A 22,951-nucleotide genomic window follows, 5' to 3' on the forward strand; every position below is an offset into this window, starting at 1 on the left:
GAATGCGAAATCAACCACATGAAAAAACAACAGGGAGCAGGCCTGTTGTTTTTAGCTAATGATCTTTTCATACCGATATTAAAATCATATACAAATGCTGAATTTTAAACGTCCAGCTAATGATGTCCCCAAGGTAAAATGTATAAAACCTTGGTGAAAACAGTTAGAATTACATAATAAAAGTTATTCCGCTTTCTGGATATGGTCTACGTGCAGTACTTTCTTTTCACTAGAAGATTGCCATTGTGCTAGTTTAACTAAATAGGGTGCGATATTTGCAGGGTCATCACCTGTTGTCACCAAATTCGTTTTCATCGCACCAGGGTTAAAAACGTGTGACGTAATGCCATTTTTATGTTCTTCATCATCTACAGTATAGGATAATGCTTCAATGGCCGCTTTGCTGGCAGCGTAGGCACCAAAACCAGCAGCACCTTCCTTCGCTAGGCCTGAAGTAATGTTGATGATCTGTCCTGACTTTTGGCTTCTCATAACTGGTAAACATTCTCTTATCATTAAGAATACACTTGTAGCATTATTCGTTATTTGGTACTCCCATGAATCCAAGGGGCTTTCGAAAATGTGATATTGTTCAAATACAGCCGCGTTATTGATTAATATGTCAATCCGTTCGAACTTAGCCGTAGCTGCCTGTATAAGCATTCTAACATCAGATTGGGATGAAACATCTGCACGGATAGGCAGAACTTTAACATTATACTGACTTGTGATGTAGCGCTCAACCTCTTCAAGCTTAGCATACTCCCGTCCACAAATAACTACATTAGCTCCACATTTAGCAAAGGCAATGGCAGTTTCTTTCCCTAAACCGCTCCCAGCACCAGTAATGATGACAACTTTCCCATTTATATTTTGCATATCCGTTCCCCTTTTTTATAAATTCCGGAATTCTTATGTGAATGATAGTATATTACACATCGTCTAAAAAGTCAATTTATTCTGAAAATTTAAATAGTGTTAACAACAGTTATTATCTTCAAGAGTATTAATCCTACACAATAAGGGTATTTTCTTTGACTGAACTTGCAATTTATTGTAAGATACATTTAACAGACCGCCGGTCGGTTTGTTTGAAAAGGAGGCTAATAAGTTGGAGTTAAAAGATAAGATTATACAAGCAGCGTTTGATTTGTTTGCGGAAAAAGGGTTTGAAAAAGCAACAGTATCAGAAATTATTAATTTAGCTGGCAGTTCCAAAGGAGGATTTTATCATCATTTCAAATCGAAAGATGAAATTCTCGAAGCAATCACCTCGCGTTATATAGATGAATTAAAAACTGATTATGAGAAGCTTCTTCAACATCAACAACGTTCAACTATTGAATTATGGAATCATATTTTTGCACAGCTGATTGAATACAAGCTTGGCAAAATTCCTGAATGGCCAAAAATGAGAAAAATCTTTTCATTTAATGGAAATCATATCATTCTAAAAAATTTTGCTAGTCAATTTGAAGTAATGACGACGGAATTATATACACGGCTCATTTTGCAAGGTGTTCGAGAAGGAGTCTTTCATGTTAAACACCCAAATATGTTGGCTGGATTATGGTCTAGGGAAATGATTAGAGTAGTTTCAATATGTAGAAAGCTTATTTTTTCTACCGATGTCGAAGCATATGAAGAATTTGAAATGTTGTTAGCTTTTAATGAAAATCTTATCAATCGTGAATTAGGTGTTTCTAGTAATATGATTCAAATTAAAGAAGTAGCCCTTCAATACGTTCAGCAATCTAGAAAGCGGCTTGAGCATAAGGAGGAATTTGATGATTAGATGGTTTTATGAAATAGGAGAGGAAGATTTTCAAGCTGTTGGCGGCAAAGGGTACAATTTGAGCAAAATGTATAATCAAGGCTTAAATGTACCAAATGGCTTTGTTATTACTTCTGATGCTTATAATTCATATATTCAAAAAAATTTCATAGGAGAAAAAATTAGCAGGATTTTAAATGAAGAGACGTCAGCGAAAGAGAAATCCTTGACTATCAAATCATTATTCACTAAAGAGTTGTTTTCAATAGAATTACAAAAGCGTATTGAAGATCAATTGACTAAAATCGCTAGTAAACGTGTAGCTGTTAGAAGTAGTTCAACTGTTGAAGATTTACCTGGAATGAGTTTTGCTGGGCAATATAGCACGTATTTAAACGTAACACGAAAAGATATCATTGACAAAGTTCTATTATGTTGGCAGTCCCTCTGGAATGAAAGAGCAATTGATTATAGAACTAAGTATGATGTTACGTCAGGTTTTACTCATAGTGTCGTCATTCAAGAGATGATCAATTCTAAGTTATCCGGTATTGTATTTACAGCAAACCCAATTACAGGGAATAGAAATGAGGTATACATTAATGGATCTTATGGGCTTGGGGAAGCGATTGTAAGTGGTGAAGTGAATCCAGATCAGTATACGGTAGCGAAGTCGAATGGAAAGGTACTGATAGAAGAACTATCTTCAAAAGAACGCTTGTGTCAATATGGTGAAGATGGGATTGAATATGTACCAATAAGGGACGGTTTGAAGAACGGTAGTTCATTGGAAAATCTGCACATCGAATCGATTGTGAAAGAAGCTATTATGGTTGAGGCATACTTTAGTAAACCTCAAGACATTGAGTTTGCTATAGATCATAACGATGAATTATATATTGTTCAGTCAAGAGACATCACTTCATTATTCCCGATAGACAGTTTTATTCAAGATAAAAAACTTAGAGCATATTTATCAGTAAGTACAGTTATGCTAGGAATGAAGGAGCCTTTTACACCGTTAGGATTTGAGCTGTTTGGGCATATGGTTCCGACGATCGTAAACGTGATGACAAGTCGCAATAAGCCATTGGATGGTGGGTTTGTAAAAGAGGCCGGTGGAAGAATATTTGCTGATATCACTTATTTATTAGCAAATAAATTTGTTGGAAAGCAATTTGCGAAAGCTTTTGCGGGAAACGATCTCCCACTCGAAGGTACGATGAATGCTGTATTAAAACATCATGGAAAACAGTTTACTAACCAAGGAATCAAATTTAAAATACCTTGGGGCATCATTAAATATGCTATTAGTATGGTTAAGCCATATGTTGAAGCTAATAAAATCGCTTCCGAAGACAGATATGGACAGATGAAGAAGATAGGTCATGCTGTAGTAGAAGAACATATGAAGCTCGCATGTTCTCTCCAAACTGTTGAAGAGAAGTTGGATTTTATTAAGGATACACTTGTCAACGCATTCATATTATCTCAGAAGCAAGCCTTATATTGTGTGGAATTTGCTAATTTCTCAAAAATTAGTAAAAAGCTCTCGAAAATGTTAGGTGATGATTTTGATATCGTTCCGCTAACAAAATCATTCCCAAATTGTATAACTGTTGAATTAGGTATGGAACTTAATTATTTGGCAAAGTACTTTGATGAAGAGGGGATAGAACCAACAAAAAATCACCCTAAAGTGCGACAGTTGTTAAAGGAATTTGGACACAGAAGTACGATTGAATTAGATTTTGGTGTGAAGAGATGGTCGGAGGATCCAGCATATATCATGAACTTAATAAAATCATACATGGTAGATCAAATGTACAATCGGAACATTGAGGAAGTTCATGGGAATGCGCAAAAAGCAGATCAGTTAATTAATGAAATATATGAGAGAATTAAAGTATTAAAAGGCAAAAGAAGAGCTAGGAAAATGAGAAAGATGATTATTGATTATCGAATAGCTGCTGGAATGAGAGAGTATCCAAAGTTTGATATCGTCAGAATGTTGGCACTTGCCAGAGAGGTTATGTTAGAAGTAGGTCAGTTGTATGAACAGCAAGGATTAATTGAAGATCAAGAAGATATCTTTTTTTTAAGGACGCAGGATATAAGAAGTAGGGAGCAATTAAGGCTTACCATTCTAACGAACAAAGAGGTATATAAAAGGGAGTTTGCTAGAACAACGATCCCTCGCATTGTATTAAATACTGGAGAAACATATTATTCAGCTCAAAATGTTGATCCCCATAGCAAAATTCTTCAAGGTGTTCCTTTATCAGCAGGTATTTATGAGGGCAAAGTAAGGGTTATTTTTGACCCGAATAAAGCTGAGTTATTAGAAGGGGAGATTCTTGTTACTGAAAGTACGAACCCTGCTTGGACACCGTTATTCATGACTGCAAAAGGGCTAATCATGGAGTATGGTGGTCCTGTTAGTCACGGTGGAATTGTAGCAAGAGAATATGGGATTCCTGCAGTTGTCGGTATACCTTCTGCAACAGCAACATTGAAGGATGGACAAATGGTTAGAATTAACGGTGAGACTGGTACGGTTGAAATATTAAAACAACAAGATATGACTCATTAACTTTGAATTTAATTTGTTTTGCTAGGTTCATATTTTACATGAACACTATTATCGTAACTTTGCGGCTGTTTGTAAGAAATCACAAGGCCAAATGGGATTCTCTGCCATTGTCATCGCTTTAAAAAAGTAAGACGAAACGCCATTTTATAAGTCTTTATTTCTTAGAATAGCAACCACTGCTGTGAAAATATCGAACAGACAAATGGTGGAAGGGTGAGTAAGCCTGACTAATTGCTTCATTTTGAAGACCACAAGCGCTCGAAAATTTCACATAAATATGAGATAGAGGGTACCATCAAATGATAGCACCCTCTTAAAACCTACTTTTTCTTGTTCTTAACTTCTAATAATTCAGCAATGATTTTTCCGTGGTCTGTATTGTCAATGAAGCCTGCAAATAGTTCCTTTTGAGGACCATATGCATATACTGGTACTTCTTCACCAGTATGTCCACTTGTCGTCCAGCCAGATAGAGAACGAGTATTTACGATAGCTTCGATAGCATTGTCAATAACAGTTAATGTATCTTCTTCTGCTTTAGCAGCATCTTTTACAGCTTGTATTTCTTCTTTAGTTAATTCTAAATCGATGTACTTACTTAGGGCTTTTTCTACCTCTAATCCTTCAACAATTTCATTAGCAATGAAATCAGGCGTTTTCTTAAATGCTTTGATCGGTTCAACGAAGAAATTATAAACACCGTTAGCGCCGATAGAGAAACCTCCAGTTGAATGGTCAGCTGTCACAACAACAAGTGTGTCACCATCTTTTTTCGCAAACTCAATCACTTCTTTAAAGGCATTTTCAAAATCTTGCATTTCGCTCATCGCTGCGACGATATCATTATCGTGACCCGCCCAATCTATTTGACTGCCTTCTATCATTAGGAAAAAGCCGTCTTTATCCTTGCTTAAGCGGTCAATTGCTGTTTTTGTCATATCTTGTAAAGAAGGAATGTCAGCAGTACGGTCAATCATTTTGTCCATACCTTTTGGAGCAAATAAACCTAGAATTTGGTCGTTTTTATCTTTTAACAATTCATCACGTGTTGTAACATAACTATATCCATCCTTTTGGAATAACTTAGTTAAGTTGCGATCTTCGCGATCAAAGTATGATGTACCGCCTCCAAGCAATACGTCCACTTTATGCCCTCCGTTAATGAGGTCATCATAATAATCATCAGCGATTTGATCGTAATTCTTTCTAGATTCATCGTGAGCAGCATATGCAGCAGGTGTTGCGTGATTGATTTGTGATGTAGCTACTAAACCTGTTGCCATACCATCTTCTTTTGCTTGCTCAAGAATTGTTTTTACATCTGATTTATCGTTATCTACAGCAATAGCGCCATTATATGTTTTTACTCCACCAGACATTGCAGTTGCAGCTGCAGCAGAATCAACAACATTTTCTTCATGATCGTCTGGGTATGTAGTTTGTAATCCCACTAAGTATGGATCGAAAGCTGTTTCTTCATATTTTATTGTGTCTGGATTATCATTCATATAACGAAGAGCTGTCATATAAGGAACACCCATTCCGTCACCGACCATAAAGATCACATTCTTTACTTTGCCATTTTTTGATGAGGCTGCATTAACAACTTTTTCTTCACCATGCAAAAGGCCGATACTGCTTACTGTTAATGTACTAACAAGTGCCACAGGTAACAGTGACTTCTTCCAATTCCATTTTTTCATAACATTATTTCCTCCCTATATGTTTGATCATATAATAGTTTAAGAGAAAAATGTAAAAGAGGTATGGATAAATTACTAATATTTAGTAAATGAAATGTAAATTGGTAAAATAATGGGATGTTATTGACCGAATAATGACTAATGGTGAAACGTACTTTAAAAGAGAATACTAAGCTAGAAGGATGACCTTTGATTAACTGTGATGTTGTTAGTAAAGACTTGTAATTCATGATCTTGCTTTTAAGTTTGTTGAAAAAAGGCATGAAAAAATTTTATCACCCGTATCTTTTTTTTATCGTTATTCGTTTTATATATTGAGAGGTGCAAAAAGGAGGAGTAGATGTGTACACAAATGCTAAATCTTGCACGAACTTGGACGATCAACATGCAGCCTTGTCATTAAATGAATTAGAGAAGCATTATCAAAAGCTAACAAAATACTGTCATTTTCTTTCTCAAAATAGTTGGGATGGGGATGACCTTGTACAAGAAACATTGCTCAAGGCACTACAGCGGTATAAGGATTTGCCTGATATGAATTCCGCATTGTTAAATAAAATAGCTTATCACCAATGGATTGATAGTTGTCGAAAAAGACAGCGAGAAACAATTGAATCTACTCCAGAAACGATTGTTACTGACGTTGATCACTTAGAGCATTCTTTAGATATCATCCAAAAATTAGTGTCAAAATTAACACCAAAGCAAGCAGTCGTTTTTATTTTAAAGGAAGCATTTCAATATCAAATTACTGAAATTGCAAATATTTTAACAACGACAGAAACGGCTGTTAAAAGTATACTTCATCGTGGAAAAAAGCGGATAAAAAACATTTCACTTGATGATCCATTGTCACCAGTTCATTGCTTGTGGCCAGAGCAAGAACAAGAACAGTTAATCACTTCACTTTATTTGTCATTAAAAATGCATGATCCTGAAATACTTATCCGCGTGATTCCAAGTATTGATTCTCTAAGTAGTGATAGTGAAAAGCCAGTATGTAATAGTAAGTTGATACGTCCAATATCCTCTCGGGTAGGCATAGTTTCTATGGCAGCATAGATAAATATGATGATGGAGGAAAGAAATGAGTACAATACCTTATGTCATTGAACAAACAAGTCGTGGAGAGCGTTCCTATGATATATACTCAAGGCTTTTGAAGGATCGAATTATTATGGTTAGTGAAGAAATCAATGACCATATGGCACAAAGTGTAGTAGCACAGCTATTATTTTTACAAGCTAATGATGAAGAGAAAGATATTTCACTCTATATTAACAGTCCAGGAGGTTCGACTTCAGCAGGTTTTGCAATTTTTGATACGATGCAATATATCCAACCTGATGTACGAACGATATGCACTGGTATGGCGGCATCCTTTGGTGCTATGCTTTTACTTGGTGGAACAAAAGGGAAACGTTATGCGCTTCCAAATAGTGAAATTATGATTCATCAGCCTTTAGGAGGTGCTAAAGGTCAAGCGACAGATATAGAAATTTCAGCTAACCGAATTGTCAAGCTTCGATCACATATTAATCAAATCATTGCTGATCGGACAGGGCAATCACTCGATAAGGTGTCTAGAGATACAGATAGAGACAATTTCATGAGTGCAGAAGAAGCAAAGGAATATGGGCTTATTGATGACATCATTAACTAATCAGCAAGTGTATGAGAAATTTCTTGACACCAAAATAAATATCCATTAATATACTTTTTAATAAAAGCACACAAAATTTGATGACGAGAACAAGTAAACTAAATGATCCGTCCTCCAGAGAGCTAGTAGGTGCTGAAAGCTAGCGTTCGGACTTTAGTTGAACAATCATCTCCGAGAAGTCAAGCTGAATGAAGTAAGCTTGAACGGATTTCCCCCGTTAATAGGAACACGTATGATTGTACGTTGCTAAGTGCTATTGACCGGCGTCGATAGAAAAAGGGTGGTACCGCGGATACCCCGTCCCTTTATAGGGATGGGGTTTTTTGTGTGCTTTTAAGCTCTTTTCGTATCCTTTGTTACGTTTATTAAAGGCTCTTGTCATAAGCTTTGTTGTTATTTTTACTAAATATGGACAGTATGAAGTAGAAAAGATGGTACGAACTCTAGAGGAATTGGTCCTATAAATCTAAGTACGAAAAGCAACAATCAATGCGAAAACAGCCTTATTAAATTACAACAGTCAATCATGGTATGAAGATGCCATGAAACTTTCAAAACGAAAACAATAATACGAAACAGCCAAAATTAAAAGGAGTGGTACTGTGAGAAAGGTTGATGTGAAAGAACAAGCAAGCGATAGAGAAAAGAGAGTCCAACAACGTTGGAAAAAAGAGGATACATTTAAACAATCAATTAGCAATAGAGAAGAAAGCACAAGCTTTGTATTTTACGAAGGACCGCCCACTGCAAATGGTTTACCCCATGCAGGGCACGTGTTAGGTCGTGTTATTAAAGATTTAGTCGCACGTTATAAAACGATGGCTGGATATAAAGTGTTACGCAAAGCAGGATGGGATACACATGGCTTACCTGTAGAATTAGGTGTTGAAAAGCAATTAGGAATATCGGGTAAGCATGATATCGAAAAATATGGGATCGAAAAATTTATAAACAAGTGTAAAGAAAGTGTGTTTGCTTATGAACAACAATGGAGCACCTTTACAGAGCTAATTGGCTATTGGGTGGATGTAGAGGATCCGTATGTGACATTAGAAAATAGTTATATCGAAAGTGTATGGCATATTCTTGGAACGATTCATGAGCAAGGACTTTTATATAAAGGACATCGTGTGTCACCATATTGTCCTAGTTGCCAAACATCGTTAAGCTCCCATGAAGTTGCACAAGGATATAAAGATGTAAAGGATTTAAGTGTAACTGTTAAATTTCCTATCAAAGATCGTGAACATGAATATCTTCTTGGTTGGACGACAACACCTTGGACGCTTCCTGCAAATGTTGCATTAGCTATTAATCCTCAAATAACCTATGTAAAAGCTAAAAAAGGTAAAGAGGTGTATTACGTAGCAGAAGCATTAGCTGAAAATGTACTACAAGAAAATTATCAACTTCTTTCACGAATGAAGGGGGATGAGCTAGTAGGAATAGCGTATGACGCTCCATTTGACAACATCTCTGTAGAGAAGGGTCATATTGTTATTGAGGCGGATTTTGTAACTGATAGTAACGGAACGGGTGTCGTCCATATTGCACCAGCATATGGAGAAGATGATTATCGCGCTGCACAACAATATGAGTTAAGCTTCGTCAATGTAGTCAATGAATCAGGACGTTACACAGATGACCTTCAGATGTTTGCAGGGAGGTTTGTGAAAGATTGTGATGTAGATATTATCAAATATTTAGCAGCAAACAATCTTTTGTTTCATAAGCAAAAATATGAGCATAGTTATCCTTTTTGTTGGAGGTGTGACTCACCGTTACTGTACTATGCGACAGATAGCTGGTTCATTAAAATGACTGCTGTAAAGGATCGCTTACTTAGGAATAACGAACAGGTCACATGGCACCCAGAACATGTGAAGCACGGAAGGTTCGGCAAATTTTTAGAAAATGTTGTTGATTGGAATATAAGTAGAAATCGATATTGGGGAACGCCTCTAAACATTTGGACATGTGAACAGTGCGATCAACAATTTGTCCCAAAAAGCATTCAGGAGTTGCAAGCGAACAGTGTAGAGCATGTTGATAAAGATTTGGAACTGCATAAACCTTATGTTGACGATGTGAAGGTTGAATGTCGAAGCTGTGGGGGCAATATGAACCGTACTCCAGAGGTAGTGGATGTATGGTTTGACAGTGGCTCAATGCCATTTGCCCAACACCACTACCCATTTGAGAACGGAGAATTGTTTAAAGATCAATTTCCTGCTGATGTTATTGCCGAAGGTATTGATCAAACTAGAGGTTGGTTTTATAGTTTGTTAGCAATCTCGACATTATTCACAGGAAAAGCTCCATATAAAAGAGTACTTTCACTCGGTCATATTCTCGATGAAAACGGCCAAAAGATGTCTAAAAGTAAAGGGAATGTTCTTGATCCACTAGAATTAATTGAAGAATTTGGTGCAGATGCGTTAAGGTGGGCGCTTATAGCAGACAGTGCTCCTTGGAACTCGAAGCGTTTTTCCAAAGCAGTCGTTGCTGAAGCTAAGTCTAAGCTCGTTGACACGTTTGTAAATGTGCATAGTTTTTATACTTTATATGCAAGCATTGATCAAATCTCACCTGATTTATTTACAAATGTTCATTATTCGAGCTTAGATCATTGGGTATTATCTCGCTTAAATAGTACGATCCGAGGAGTAAAGTTGTATGTTGATGATTACCAATTTACTTTAGCTGCAAGGTTATTAAATACTTTTATGGATGAAGTAAGCAATTGGTATGTAAGAAGAACGCGCCAGCGTTTTTGGCGTGAGGGAATGGACGATGATAAGCTAGCTGCATATGCGACGCTTTATGAAGTGCTAACGAAAAGTAGTCAATTGTTAGCTCCGTTCACTCCTTTTGTTGCCGATGATGTTTTTGAGAACTTGACGGGAGAAAGTGTACACTTAAGCGACTATCCTGTAGTGGACGATACAATCATTAATCATCAGCTTGAACTTGAAATGGATGCAACACGCCAAATTGTAGAACTCGGAAGGCAAGCTCGGAATAATGCAGGATTGAAAGTGAAACAGCCACTTCAACAGCTTATTATCATGACCAAAGATGAGAAGTTCACACGGTTACAAAGTCATACTGACATCATTAAAGAAGAATTAAATGTTAAAGTGATTATGAATGAGAGTAATGAGAGTCGATATTTTCATTATTCCTTAAAGTTAAATTTTAAAAAAGCTGGCTCTAAATATGGCAAATACAGCAGTCACATTCATCAGTATCTTCAGAGTCAATCAGCAAGTAAAGTGGCAGCTCTGTTAGAAACGGAAGAACTTACTGTGGAAATTGATGGTAAGAAGTTTCAGGTAAGTTTAGAGGATATCATTGTAGAAAAATCAACAATTGGCGAATATCAAATGGCAGAAGGAGCTTCAGTTACGGTTCTTCTGGACACACAATTGACAGCTGATCTTTTACATGAAGGGAAAGTTCGAGAGCTCATTCGTGCAGTTCAGGAATATCGTAAGAAATTATTGTTACCTGTTGAAAAAAGAATCGATATTTCACTGCAGCTTGATGATGAAATGCTACAAGCAGTGAATAGCTTTGAACATTTATTACGTGAGAATTTATTAGTGAACGAACTTGAATTTGTTGAATCGTTAACTAATTTTGAAGAAGTAAAGGTAGGAAACGACACGGTTCGAATTGTTATTAAGTAAAATAGGTAGCTAAAATGAAATCTGTTGCTATCTTTAAAAATCGGAACAGCTTAAGAGGTTTGAAGGGAAAGGCTGTTTCCATTTTAATTGTTGCTTTAAACACGAATATCACTAATGTTCGTGGCATCTGTTCGACTGTAAAATGATGACGAAAATATAAAGCCACTTCTTATGGTACAAATTTGTTAATAAAAACAAAGTTTTATGAGAAGAGCTTAAGTAAAAGATGCCAATATATACCTAGATTAAAGGTTGAATCACTCATATTTATTGAAAGTACAAGATCAGGTGGAGAAACTAGCCACCTGATTTATGCTGTTTAACGTAGTCCATAAGAAATGTAGTGAATGGGATAGATCTTTGTTAATATCTTCTATTATCTTATGGTTCGGAGTATTTATTTACTTACATGTAAGAAACGATTATAATTAGAATTTGTGAGCATTAAAATCCAATTAGAAAAAGAGAGATAAAAATAAAAAACTAGAAAGCTTTTTTGTACTAGAGCTAAATCATACAATCTAGCAAAAGTTACAATGGATATATTATTAAGATCGATAAGGTCGTAATTGAAGGGGAAAATGAAGCTTTATGATAGAGTTTTTTCAAGAAATATTTAATAGCTATGCATCATTTTTTTCATTAGAAGCAATTAAACAAGTCGTATCAGATCCTACTAATTGGACTATTATCGGTAGTTTAATTATTTTAGAAGGTTTATTATCGGCTGATAATGCGTTAGTTTTAGCGGTTATGGTCAAACACCTTCCTGAAAAGCAAAAGAAGAAAGCTTTATTCTATGGTATTCTTGGTGCTTATGTGTTCCGCTTTATTGCTATCGGCTTAGGTGTCATTTTAATAAAAATTACGTGGGTAAAAATTCTCGGTGGAGCATATTTGCTTTGGCTTGCGATTTCCCACTTTATCAAGAAGCATAGCGAGAAAAAAGTGAAAAACAAGAAAATGGGCTTTTGGAGAACAGTGCTTGCTGTGGAGCTCATGGACATTGCTTTCAGTATTGATAGTGTTATAGCTGCTTTTGGAGTCTCGAGTGAGATTTGGGTTATTTTTATCGGTGGTATGTTAGGTGTATTAATGATGCGTGGTATTGCTCAAGTATTTTTAGCGCTTATAGAGCGTATACCTGAGCTTGAAACAGCTGCATTTGTGTTAATTGCTATTATCGGTCTAAAAATGCTTGCTGCTGCTACTTTAGGCATCCATGTCGAAGAAGGACTGTTTTTTGGAGTTTTATTAGCGGTATTCGCTGTTACCTTCATTATTCATTATATTAGAAGAAATGGTAAACAAGCTGAAGGAACTGAATTAGGTGAATGATAAGCAAAACTGTTGATTACTTAACTATAAGTATTGCAGCTTAGCAGAAGTGACCAGATATAATAGAAGGATAGAAAAAGGCATTATTCGCTGCTTTTTTTATCCTTCTTTTTTCTTTACTGGAACTCCTTCTAGTCCGCCTGGGCATTAACTTTCTGTTCCTGCGACCATTCCGTATCAATATCTAAATCTGTTGCTTTCTTTAAAAGTTCAAAACTTGTGAATACATTGTCTTTAATTATTGTATAATTCATCGCGTTTGTTGATCATTTTCATTCTGATCTAATGACACATGAGTAATTTTTATATAGTCATCCTCAAGTATTTCATATTTAATATCTTTATCTCGTTTAACAGTAAGTCTATCATGATACTTTCAAAAGGGGCTTTGGGATAAAGTATACAGTATGTTATTAATCATTCACTAAGAAATTTGACTAGCATAATAGTTTGTCATTCTTATGTTTATTATAAAATTCCATTTCATAACTAAAATTCATAATTATCTAAAAATTACTTGTAAGTATTTTATCAAATAAATTATACTGTTATAAAAAGATGGACTTGAAAGGAATGAAAAAGGTGCTAACTCATTTTGATTATCAAGGAGTAAAAATAGTCCAGTCCACTGTCTCTTTTATGAACGTTAAGCTAAAAAGCTATCTATACTTTGTTGATGGTTTGTTAATTGATACTGGTCCCAGCAGCATTGAGGATGTCTTAAAATCACATTTAAAAACGATACCTTTTACACAAGTTGTTCATACTCATCATCATGAAGACCATACAGGGTTATCGAAATGGATACAAGGTCATTATGATGTGCCGATGTATGTGCACGAATCAGGTGTAGATGACTGCACTCACGTAAAACCAATACCATTGTATAGAAGGTTATTTTGGGGAAATAGGAAGCCTTTTACCCCTCAAGCAATCCCTCCAATTATCGAAACAGAGAAATATAAATTTGAAGTCATTCATACCCCAGGCCATGCTCACGATCATGTTGTCTTATTTAACAAGGATACTGGTTGGTTATTCAGTGGCGATCTTTACTTAATGTCACGACCGAAATCCATGTTTGCGTTTGAATCTGTTCCTGTATTAATCGAATCTATGAAAAAAATATTAACGTACGATTTCACAACAATGTTTTGCTCTCATGCAGGGGTGATTGAGGATGGAAGAAATAAAATTGCTATAAAGTTAGCCTACTTGGAAGACATTCAACATAAAGTACTTACACTTCACACAAAAGGGGTATCTCCAAAAAGAATTCAAAAACAGCTTTTTCCGAAAAGAACCCCACTAAACTATTTTTCTCTTTTCGAAAATTCTGCATCACATATCGTACGATCAATTCTTAACGAAGAAAAGTTACTTGGATAAAGAAAGAATTTTTTAGAACGGTTGTATTTCTATATTACAAATTACGAATGGTAAGTAATTTAAATATGAAATACAATCTTTTTGTTTTTAATGAAAGGTTATTGTTGATTTGGATTGTTTTGCTAACAAAATAAACAAGTATACAACTATCGTTTCATCTTTTTATCTACTACATAACAAAGACAAAGCGCATATCATCACGTTTTGCTTTCGTAATTTACTGTAACTAACAACAAGTATACGACAAAACTGAATGAAAAATACTTAGGGGGAAATATGTGTCTTTTTTTCGTTCATGAGAAGTGGTTTTTCAATCAAACATTGCTCTTGAACGATGAATAAAAAAGTGATAGTATGAATTAGGTTAAAATGGTAATTTTTTTTAGGTACAATTACTTAGTATAGTACAGTATAATGGTTTACTGAGTTGAATGCGTAGTAAAAAGTTCACTCACAAATTGAATGAGGTGAGGCTCTTATTGGGAACAATAGCATTTATTTTTAGTAGACTTTTAATCTATTTAGTAGTTATTTCCTATGTAGGATTAGTATCATTACACACTTTTACCTCACCAACGTCCTCATTTTTTACTGATAAGGAAACATTCGCTGGTTTCATTACAACTACTTCTGTAGACAGTGACTCACCATCAGCACCAACAAATCTGAGATTTACTAATAAAAGTGAAACAACAGTAGATTTACTTTGGTCAGCAGCAACTGACAATATAGCAATTGAAAGCTATGATATTTATCAAAATGGAGTGCTTATTTCCTCTACAACAACAACTACTTTCCATGTCTCTGGATTAGCAGAAAACACGACATATACATTTGAAGTAGTTGCCAAGGACGCTGCTGGTAATCAATCAATTGCAAGCAACCTGTTAATTGTGACAACGAATGCCGCACAGTACATAATTGAAATACTTGATCAAAACAACGAAGTTACATTAAGGTTTACTCCTAAAGGTAGTCAATCTAGCTTCGTAGATTTACATTATGATGTTGAAGATGGTACACAGCAAAATGTACGTATGAATGCCGATGGAGGAACATGGGAATATACAATCGGAGGGTTAAGTGCAGGGGATACGATCGATTATTCATTTACATATACATTAGGCGGACAAGCAAATGACACACCTGAATATAGCTATACCGTTGGATCTAGTGGAGGAAGTACGCCTGATGCAGAACCACCTACGGCACCAACAAACCTTACATACATACAAAAAAGTGATTCAACAGTGACTATAGCATGGGATGCTGCAACAGATAATATCAAAGTAGTAGAGTATGATATTTATCAAGATGGAGAAATCATAGCTAGTACGGTATCGACTGTATATCATGTTACAGAATTAACAAATAACAGCACATATTCATTTAAAGTAATTGCCAAAGATGCGGCAGGAAATGAATCTAACGCAAGTGATCTTATAGAAGTGACAACCGATGAAGAACCAATAGGTAATAATGACTATATAATCGTTGAAGACGAATATACCATCGAAGTTATTGATCATGGCAACGAAGTTACAATCATGTTCAATCCGACTAATGGTGTGTCAGACTTCGTAGATCTACACTATGCTGTCAATGGTGGGGTACAGCAAAATGTTCGCATGAACGAAAATGAAGGACAATGGGAATATACAATCATAGATCTGAGTGAAGGTGATACGATTGATTTCTCGTACACATATACTTTAGGTCAGCCAGCATATGAATCAGATCAATATAGCTATATCGTAGGATTAGGTGGAGGAATCATACGAAATGACACAGAAGCACCTGCACCACCTAATAACCTTATTGTATCAGCAAAAAGTGCTACGACTATAATGATTATTTGGGATGAATCTATTGATAATGTTGGGGTAGTAAATTATGATATTTATCAAAATGGAGTTTATATAGACAGTACAACATTGACAAACTATGAGGTTATTGGATTGACAGAAAATACAACATATTCATTTACAGTTATTGCAAAAGATGAGTCAGGTAATCAATCAACTGGAAGCACAGTTGATGTTTTAACAGATACTGCAGACATTGTTGACGAAACGATTGAGCATGAAGACTTTACAATTGAAATGATAAACAATGGTGACAGTGCAACTTTTATATTCACACCAAACATAGCTGGAACTAGTTTTGTAGATTTACACTATACAATAAATGGTGCACAACAACAAAACATTGCCACAGCTAATAATGATGAATCATGGGTGTATACAATCAATGATCTAACAAATGGTGATATTGTATTATTCTTTTATACTTACTCCTCTGGTACAGCAGCATTTGATTCGGATGAGTATGAATATACTCATTGATATAGTAGTGATTGCTGACATCTACTCAATCTCAATGATATAGAGTGGACTATACTTATAGTTCGCTCCAACTGTTGTAGTAGAGTTATATATTTAAAAATAAAGGGGCTAGAGATGAAACTTCAAAAAAGAGTGAGTATGCTGTTAAATATTCTTTTAGGGTCAGTTTTTCTTATAATGGTTTTATTAATAGTCATTTCGCGATTTTCTGCAAATGAGCCTACCATATTTGGATATCAAGTTAAAACAGTGTTATCTGGATCGATGGAACCTTCAATAAAAGCTGGATCGATCATTGCGGTAAAGCCTGGTGGAGATATGACTCGTTTTAATAAAGGGGACGTCATCACCTATATGAGAGACGAAAATGTACTCATAACACATCGTGTTATAGATGTGAGAAATGAGAATGGCGATGTTTTTTATACGACCAAAGGAGATAATAACGCGACGCCAGATACAAATGAAGTATGGTCAAAACAAGTAGTTGCAGAATACGACGGGTTTACTATCCCATACATGGGGTATATTGCTAATTACTCGAAATCAAAGGTGGGTAGTGCTACTCTTCTACTCGTCCCAGCTATATTATTTATCCTCTACGCACTTAGTTTATTTAAGGAAATATTTACAGATACATCTAAAAGCAGGGGAAAAGAACTTTAGAAGTATTCGTAGTTACACCAAGTTTTTTATAAAGGTTTATATAAAACATAAGGAGGAATATAAGATGAAGAAGAAAACGAAATTAGGGTTGGCAATAGGATCTTTGATAATGGGAATATCTTTACTAGGTGGGACATTTGCATTTATTACTGAAACAGAAGAAATTGCAGGCAATAAGATTACAGCAGGTAATTTAGATTTACTAGCAGATCCATCACATACGGCATTGTTTAAAGTATCAAATCTATTACCAGGTGAACAGATGACAAGAACAATTGAATTATCGAATATAGGTACACTAGATATCCAAGAAGTATTGTTTGATATGAACTATGAACTTACAGACGCAAACCCAATTGATACCGACGATTCTTTAAATCAATTAGATGAGGACCTCAAAATAGAAATACGTGTAGATGATGAACTTATTGATGGACTAGATGGTGTTTCTTTACTTGCTGCAAAATCAGCTGATGAAAAAAATATTATCAATGCAGCTTTAACACCTGATGATGTTCAGCCGGTTGAAGTTGAAATTATTATTACATATGAAGATAATAATAATCAAAATCACCAAAAAGGTGATTCTATCGATAACCTAGTATTATCATTTGATGCTAAACAAGCTGATATAATCGATCCAGAAAGGGCCAACGACTTATAAAATATCACTTTACATTTCGTGGGAATAATATAAATAATTAATAACAGTTAAAAAAATAACAATAATTAAAGCCGATGTAACTTTAAAATGATTACATCGGCTTTTTAAGATTATATTAATATAAATGACTATTTTTAAAAATATAGTAAGACATAAAAAATTAACTCTACAGGAAATACATTATAACTTATAGTTGTCATTATTCCCACTTAAACGTGAAGCTCGCCACGATAAATGCACCTATAAGCCAACCGATCAAGATGATCGCTTCTAGCCACATAGTTGTCAGTGACGCACCTACATTCATAATTTCACGTAAAGCTGTGCTCAGATGTGAAATAGGAAGCAATTTAACAACAGGCTGTAAAAAATCAGGCATATTGTTAATTGGGAAAAATACGCCTCCTAAAAATAGCATAGGGAATGACAGAAAGCCTGCAATTGGAGCTGCACTTTCTGGTGTTTTGGCAATTCCGGCAATAATAAAGCCAATAGCCATAAATGCTAACGTTCCTAATATAACAAATAAGGTAAGGTTAAGCCATGAGCCACTTACTTGAACATCAAAAACGATATTTCCAATAAGCAAAACAATCATTGCTTGTAAGCCATTAAGTAATAATCTTGCTGTTATTTGTGCAGCAATAAAAGTTGAAGCCTTAAGTGTTGTGCCTTGCATTCTACGTAAAATGCCTCGCTCTCTCCACGCTGAAATTTGTCCTGCAACACCGTTCATGTTGTTACTCATAATCATCATTGCAACGATTCCTGGTACAAGAAAATCAATATATTGTAGATCCAAGGCTTCAACACCTTGTGCTTCTGTTACTACGACAGGATGATAGTCAACCATTTGCTTACTAATTCCATCAACTACACTATCAACAAGTGTTAAGCCAATTTGAGAAACTGCAAAATTTGTTTCATTATAATAGACTGGGATCTGAAATACAGGTTCATCTTCATTTACTTCGGTCATACTTTCAGAAAAACCTTCAGGAATAATGACTACTAGCTGAAAATCTCCTTTCTTTAATAGATCTAAAGCGTCTTCTTCGGTGATGTCTTGTTCTAATTGAATCGTTTCATTGTTTTCAAAAACTGCAATAAATTCACTACTCGACTCCGATTTCTCTTCATCTATAATAGCTAATGAGAGAGAGATGCTGTTGCCTGATCCGAGGAATGAGCCGAGCATGAGCATGAGAAATACGGGGAAAAATAATGTCCAAAATAATACTTGCCGATTACGTGCAAATATGCGAAGCTGAGCTAAAGTTAATTGCCAATACGCTTTCATTCCTCTCTCAAACTCCTTCCTGTCATATGTATAAACACATCTTCTAATGTGGCGGTTCTCGTTTGTAAGTCAATTAATTCAAGATGTTCATTTGAAGCTGTTTCGATGAGGCTCGTTAACGTGTTTTGCAAATGATCTGTATATAGAACATACACATCTTCTCGTTGACCAACTTGTTTGACGCCATCGATGTGTGAGAAATCTGTGCCATTTCCACCTTGTAGTCGAAATTCAACGGCACTATCTGATTGAAGGTTCTTTACTAAGTTCGGAGGTGTATCTAATGCGATTAAATGACCTCGATCCATGATAGCAATGCGATCACATAAGATATGAGCTTCATCCATATAATGTGTAGACAGCATAATGGATTTACCTCTTTCTTTTAATTTAAGAATAATGTCCCATAAGGTTCTTCTTGCTTGTGGATCTAATCCTGTTGTCGGCTCATCAAGAAATAAAATTTGCGGATCATGAATTAAAGCTAGCGCGATTGCTAGACGTTGCTTTTGTCCACCAGACAGAGCTTTAACCCGATCATTTTTCTTTTCAGTCAATATCATTTCGTCAATTAATGCTGGAATTGAGACGTTAGTAGGATAAAAACTTGCATATAGCTCTAAAATCTCTTCAACTTTAAGTAACTCAAATAATGAAGTAGATTGTAGTTGAACACCGATCACATTTTTAACCTTTTTCATTTCTTTTTTTATATCAAAAGTTGCAATTGTTGCTGTGCCATCATCTGGTTTACGTAGGCCGACTAACATCTCCATCGTTGTTGTTTTGCCTGCACCATTCGGCCCTAATAAGCCAAATACTTCACCTTTATAAACATTGAACTCCACGCCGTTGACAGCGGTGAAATCCCCATACCTTTTCACAAGTTTTTTAACTTCAATAATTGGTGCTTGTTCCATGTATGTACCCTCCTCACTAGTACTAGTGAAACTCCCATAAATATTATTGTAGCATTTTCCTAATTTGGATACGATTGTTTTGTTTTTCTCACAATAAAAGCATGTGTTGACTAGGTTATTTTTACAATAATCTTCTAATCTATTAAGATCAGATGTATAATTCATTTAAAACTAGTGAGGACTAAATAATATGGAAGAAAGAATAAACGATGCCGATGAACTTGGGCACGTAAATGAGGTAAAAAAGCTTAAACGGATACTATCAGTAAATGATAGAAATCGGATTATTAAAAGTATAAGGAAAGAAGCTAGACCAGATACATATTATTACGTCATGGTTGTATTGTCATGTTCAGTAGCAACATACGGTTTATTATCAAATAGTACCGCGGTAATTATAGGCGCCATGTTAATAGCACCGCTGATGAATCCTATACTAGGTAGTGCACTTGCATTGATTAACGGAAATAACAAATTATTGAGGGTGACGATAAAAGCAGAGTTTATAGGGGCATCAATTGCGATCATCTTGTCAGCACTATTAACCTTGCTACTACCGGTATCAGATTTAACACCAGAAATTCTTTCTAGAACAGAGCCTACATTAATTGATTTAATTATTGCTTTAGCTTCTGGGGCCGCAGGGACGTATGCGATATGTTATCGGTCAGGTGCTACACTACCTGGGGTGGCGATAGCTACCGCGTTAATGCCGCCATTATGTGTAGTTGGAATTACGATTGCCAAGCAAGAATTTCAATACGCTGCAGGTGCATTACTTTTATTTCTTGCAAATATGGTAGCAATTATCGTGATAGGTATTATTATTTTTAAAATTGCTGGATTTACCAATCCGACGCTATCAAATTATTTAAACATATCCGTTAACGAAGAACGCAAGACATTGTTTAGTAGACTAGTGACGAATAACATCATTTATCCATTTACATTGCTCCTCTTAATTTGTATCCCATTGATCATATTTATGGCGAATTCTATAGAGGCCGACAGGACAGAGAAAACAATTAGGAACGCACTTGAAGAAGGATTAACTGTTCTCTCACCTGAATCAAAAATTGTGTCCGTTGAATTTAACAAAGAGGAAAATGAATATACGATTAATACAGAATTAAATACTGAAAGAGTGATCTATCCAGAGGATATTCGCAAGCTTGAGAATAGTTTGGAATATAAGTTAGCTTCACCTGTAAAATTGGAGGCAGATGTGACACTCGTTCAAAAAGTAAGTAATGAGACTTCCACTAATGCTTTTCAGTCGTTATTTCCAAAACCTGAAGAAAAAATCGTTGAAGTCATCGAAACAGGTACACCTGAAGAAGTTATCGAACAAGTGGTATCAGAAAAGCTGCTATTATTCGAAGGTACAGAACTTGAAGATTTTATGTTTCAGTATCAGCGTGGGACAGGGGCGTATTTAGTTGAACTCACTATTGACGGGGGATCCATCTTAGATGATCAATTTAAGAAGACGATTGAAAGTGTCTTAGAAAGTCAGCTCAAACGAAAGGTTATGGTCGTTTTGCGATATAACGAGCCGGTAATTGATGAAGAACAAGAAGTAGAGGAGAGTGTAAAAGAGGACCCGGAAGTGAAGGAAGAAGAAACTGAAGAGTCTGTTTCAGAGGATCAAACAAATGATGCATCGTAATCTTCTATATAAATCTTTATTTGAACATTTTTCCGACTTAATGGTAGCTCTTATCGGTCAATTTTACAGTTTTATGGGTCAGATTGTTAAATTTATCAGTCTTTCGACAAAACTCGATAAAGATGTAGATGGACTTACTGTTATTGGTAAGTCCATTTGTTTAACAACTATGTAATTCACCATTAAAAGATACTAGTCAACACCCATTCTTCTTTTGTTTACAATATGCTATACGATTTTTATAAACACGCCTTCACGAAACTTGTGTGCTGCGTGGTCATTAAGTTGTGCTACCGATGTGGAGAGTTCCGATGCTTTCTTAATAAAATTGTTTATAACAACAGCTGGATCAATGAGTCTTGCTTTATGTTTTCCGTGAATATCGTAATGGGTATTATTGAGCTCTAACTTCACATTGCTATTGATTTGTTGTAGGATTGCGAGTATTTCAGCATTATTACTGGTGGTTAGTTTACTCAATAGGGTGTAATCATCGTCTAACAAATCATCTGATGTTATTAATTTATGCTGTAAGGAGATTTTTATAGCTTTGCTTAAAAGATGGTAGCTATAAACATTTTCTGGACTCATGAAAAAATCAATGACCTCTTTATAGTATGTTTCAGTAAACCATTCGGCACTTTGAAGTGATTTTACACAGATTTTCTCTTCTTTTACAATTAATGAATTCAAAAATTTGTTTATTTCATCCTTTGAAATATTAAAATAACTATGCATATCTCGAAGTGTATAATCGATTCTATCAGCGCATAGCTCCGGTAAAGGCTGTTCTAAAATTGACCATTGTTCCATGGGGAAGAGTATTTCTTTATAGTCATGCCCATGGTTTGAGAGGATAGTAGGGATATCAGACTGCTCAATGATCTTGTCAAATATTCGTTCATGAAAATCTTCATTCTCATTTTCGTATACGTAATCGACAACATGAGAGAAAGCTGTGTGTGATACATCGTGTAATAATCCAGCAATTTGTTCCTCTAGACAGCCACCAAGTTTTCTTATTAGCAACATTACACCAATAGAATGATCGTAGCGGGTTATGTTCCATTTTTCATTCATTAAATAGCAAGCTCCTCCTTGATGAACCTTCTTAAGTCTTTGAACAGGAGGAGATAGGATGAGCTCTTTTAATACACCATCAATTTCAAAATTGCCATAAATCTTATCATGAATAATCATTAATTGAGATCTCCTTTATGTGATAAGGAGTATTA

General features: G+C 35.4%; 17 protein-coding genes and 1 other annotated feature. Of the genes, 12 read left to right on the top strand and 5 right to left on the bottom strand.

What is annotated here, in order from left to right; translation table 11 throughout:
• Positions 1-183: 183 nt before the first annotated feature.
• Positions 184-879 carry an SDR family oxidoreductase gene (locus SLH48_RS08235; protein ID WP_320257771.1) on the bottom strand — a complete coding sequence of 232 codons (696 nt, stop codon included), beginning with the start codon at positions 877-879 and terminating at the stop codon, positions 184-186.
• Positions 880-1,111: 232 nt separating this feature from the next.
• Here SLH48_RS08235 and SLH48_RS08240 point away from each other — a divergent pair, with 232 nt between their 5' ends.
• Positions 1,112-1,795, top strand: a complete 684-nt coding sequence (locus tag SLH48_RS08240; RefSeq protein ID WP_320257772.1) for a TetR/AcrR family transcriptional regulator — start codon at positions 1,112-1,114, stop codon at positions 1,793-1,795.
• Positions 1,788-4,367: a PEP/pyruvate-binding domain-containing protein gene (locus SLH48_RS08245; protein ID WP_320257773.1), complete on the top strand. Its 2,580-nt coding sequence runs from the start codon at positions 1,788-1,790 to the stop codon at positions 4,365-4,367. The genes SLH48_RS08240 and SLH48_RS08245 overlap by 8 nt, the downstream gene beginning before the upstream one ends.
• A gap of 320 nt (positions 4,368-4,687) precedes the next feature.
• Here the strand turns inward: SLH48_RS08245 and SLH48_RS08250 are convergent, their stop codons facing one another.
• The gene (locus SLH48_RS08250) at positions 4,688-6,070 is read right to left on the bottom strand and encodes an alkaline phosphatase (RefSeq protein WP_320257774.1); all 1,383 of its coding nucleotides are present in this window, start codon (positions 6,068-6,070) and stop codon (positions 4,688-4,690) included.
• A gap of 342 nt (positions 6,071-6,412) precedes the next feature.
• Here SLH48_RS08250 and SLH48_RS08255 point away from each other — a divergent pair, with 342 nt between their 5' ends.
• The 8 genes from SLH48_RS08255 to SLH48_RS08290 all read left to right on the top strand — a co-directional run bounded on the left by SLH48_RS08255 (position 6,413) and on the right by SLH48_RS08290 (position 17,827).
• Positions 6,413-7,132 carry a sigma-70 family RNA polymerase sigma factor gene (locus tag SLH48_RS08255; RefSeq protein WP_320257775.1) on the top strand — a complete coding sequence of 240 codons (720 nt, stop codon included), beginning with the start codon at positions 6,413-6,415 and terminating at the stop codon, positions 7,130-7,132.
• Positions 7,133-7,157: 25 nt separating this feature from the next.
• Positions 7,158-7,733: an ATP-dependent Clp endopeptidase proteolytic subunit ClpP gene (gene clpP, locus SLH48_RS08260; protein WP_214481129.1), complete on the top strand. Its 576-nt coding sequence runs from the start codon at positions 7,158-7,160 to the stop codon at positions 7,731-7,733.
• Positions 7,734-7,804: 71 nt separating this feature from the next.
• Positions 7,805-8,041, top strand: a binding site (T-box leader).
• Between the two features lie 309 nt (positions 8,042-8,350).
• On the top strand, positions 8,351-11,425 hold the full coding sequence (gene ileS, locus SLH48_RS08265; RefSeq protein WP_413785404.1) for an isoleucine--tRNA ligase: 3,075 nt from the start codon (positions 8,351-8,353) through the stop codon (positions 11,423-11,425).
• A gap of 591 nt (positions 11,426-12,016) precedes the next feature.
• Positions 12,017-12,763 (top strand): TerC family protein, encoded by a 747-nt coding sequence (locus tag SLH48_RS08270; RefSeq protein WP_320257777.1) that lies wholly within the window; start codon positions 12,017-12,019, stop codon positions 12,761-12,763.
• A 573-nt stretch (positions 12,764-13,336) separates the two neighbouring features.
• On the top strand, positions 13,337-14,152 hold the full coding sequence (locus SLH48_RS08275; RefSeq protein ID WP_320257778.1) for an MBL fold metallo-hydrolase: 816 nt from the start codon (positions 13,337-13,339) through the stop codon (positions 14,150-14,152).
• A 479-nt stretch (positions 14,153-14,631) separates the two neighbouring features.
• Complete coding sequence (locus SLH48_RS08280) at positions 14,632-16,497, top strand: fibronectin type III domain-containing protein (protein WP_320257779.1); 1,866 nt, start codon at positions 14,632-14,634, stop codon at positions 16,495-16,497.
• A 114-nt stretch (positions 16,498-16,611) separates the two neighbouring features.
• Positions 16,612-17,163, top strand: a complete 552-nt coding sequence (gene sipW, locus SLH48_RS08285; protein WP_320257780.1) for a signal peptidase I SipW — start codon at positions 16,612-16,614, stop codon at positions 17,161-17,163.
• A gap of 64 nt (positions 17,164-17,227) precedes the next feature.
• A complete protein-coding gene (locus tag SLH48_RS08290) occupies positions 17,228-17,827 on the top strand; it encodes a TasA family protein (RefSeq protein WP_320257781.1) in 600 nt (199 codons plus the stop codon).
• A 199-nt stretch (positions 17,828-18,026) separates the two neighbouring features.
• Here the strand turns inward: SLH48_RS08290 and SLH48_RS08295 are convergent, their stop codons facing one another.
• Both SLH48_RS08295 and SLH48_RS08300 read right to left on the bottom strand, forming a co-directional pair.
• Positions 18,027-19,127: an ABC transporter permease gene (locus SLH48_RS08295; protein WP_320257782.1), complete on the bottom strand. Its 1,101-nt coding sequence runs from the start codon at positions 19,125-19,127 to the stop codon at positions 18,027-18,029.
• A complete protein-coding gene (locus SLH48_RS08300) occupies positions 19,124-20,047 on the bottom strand; it encodes an ABC transporter ATP-binding protein (RefSeq protein ID WP_214481117.1) in 924 nt (307 codons plus the stop codon). Before SLH48_RS08300 ends, SLH48_RS08295 begins: the two co-directional genes overlap by 4 nt.
• 190 nt (positions 20,048-20,237) lie before the next feature.
• Between SLH48_RS08300 and SLH48_RS08305 the strand changes: the two genes are divergently transcribed.
• A complete protein-coding gene (locus tag SLH48_RS08305; protein WP_320257783.1) occupies positions 20,238-21,716 on the top strand; it encodes a TIGR00341 family protein in 1,479 nt (492 codons plus the stop codon).
• On the top strand, positions 21,703-21,891 hold the full coding sequence (locus SLH48_RS08310) for a hypothetical protein (protein ID WP_320257784.1): 189 nt from the start codon (positions 21,703-21,705) through the stop codon (positions 21,889-21,891). The genes SLH48_RS08305 and SLH48_RS08310 overlap by 14 nt, the downstream gene beginning before the upstream one ends.
• Positions 21,892-21,944: 53 nt before the next feature.
• Here the strand turns inward: SLH48_RS08310 and SLH48_RS08315 are convergent, their stop codons facing one another.
• On the bottom strand, positions 21,945-22,916 hold the full coding sequence (locus tag SLH48_RS08315) for an HD domain-containing protein (RefSeq protein WP_320257785.1): 972 nt from the start codon (positions 22,914-22,916) through the stop codon (positions 21,945-21,947).
• Positions 22,917-22,951: the final 35 nt, after the last annotated feature.

This window comes from Cytobacillus sp. IB215316 (genome assembly GCF_033963865.1).
In the GTDB taxonomy this organism is placed as follows: Bacteria; Bacillota; Bacilli; order Bacillales; family SM2101; genus Nanhaiella; species Nanhaiella sioensis.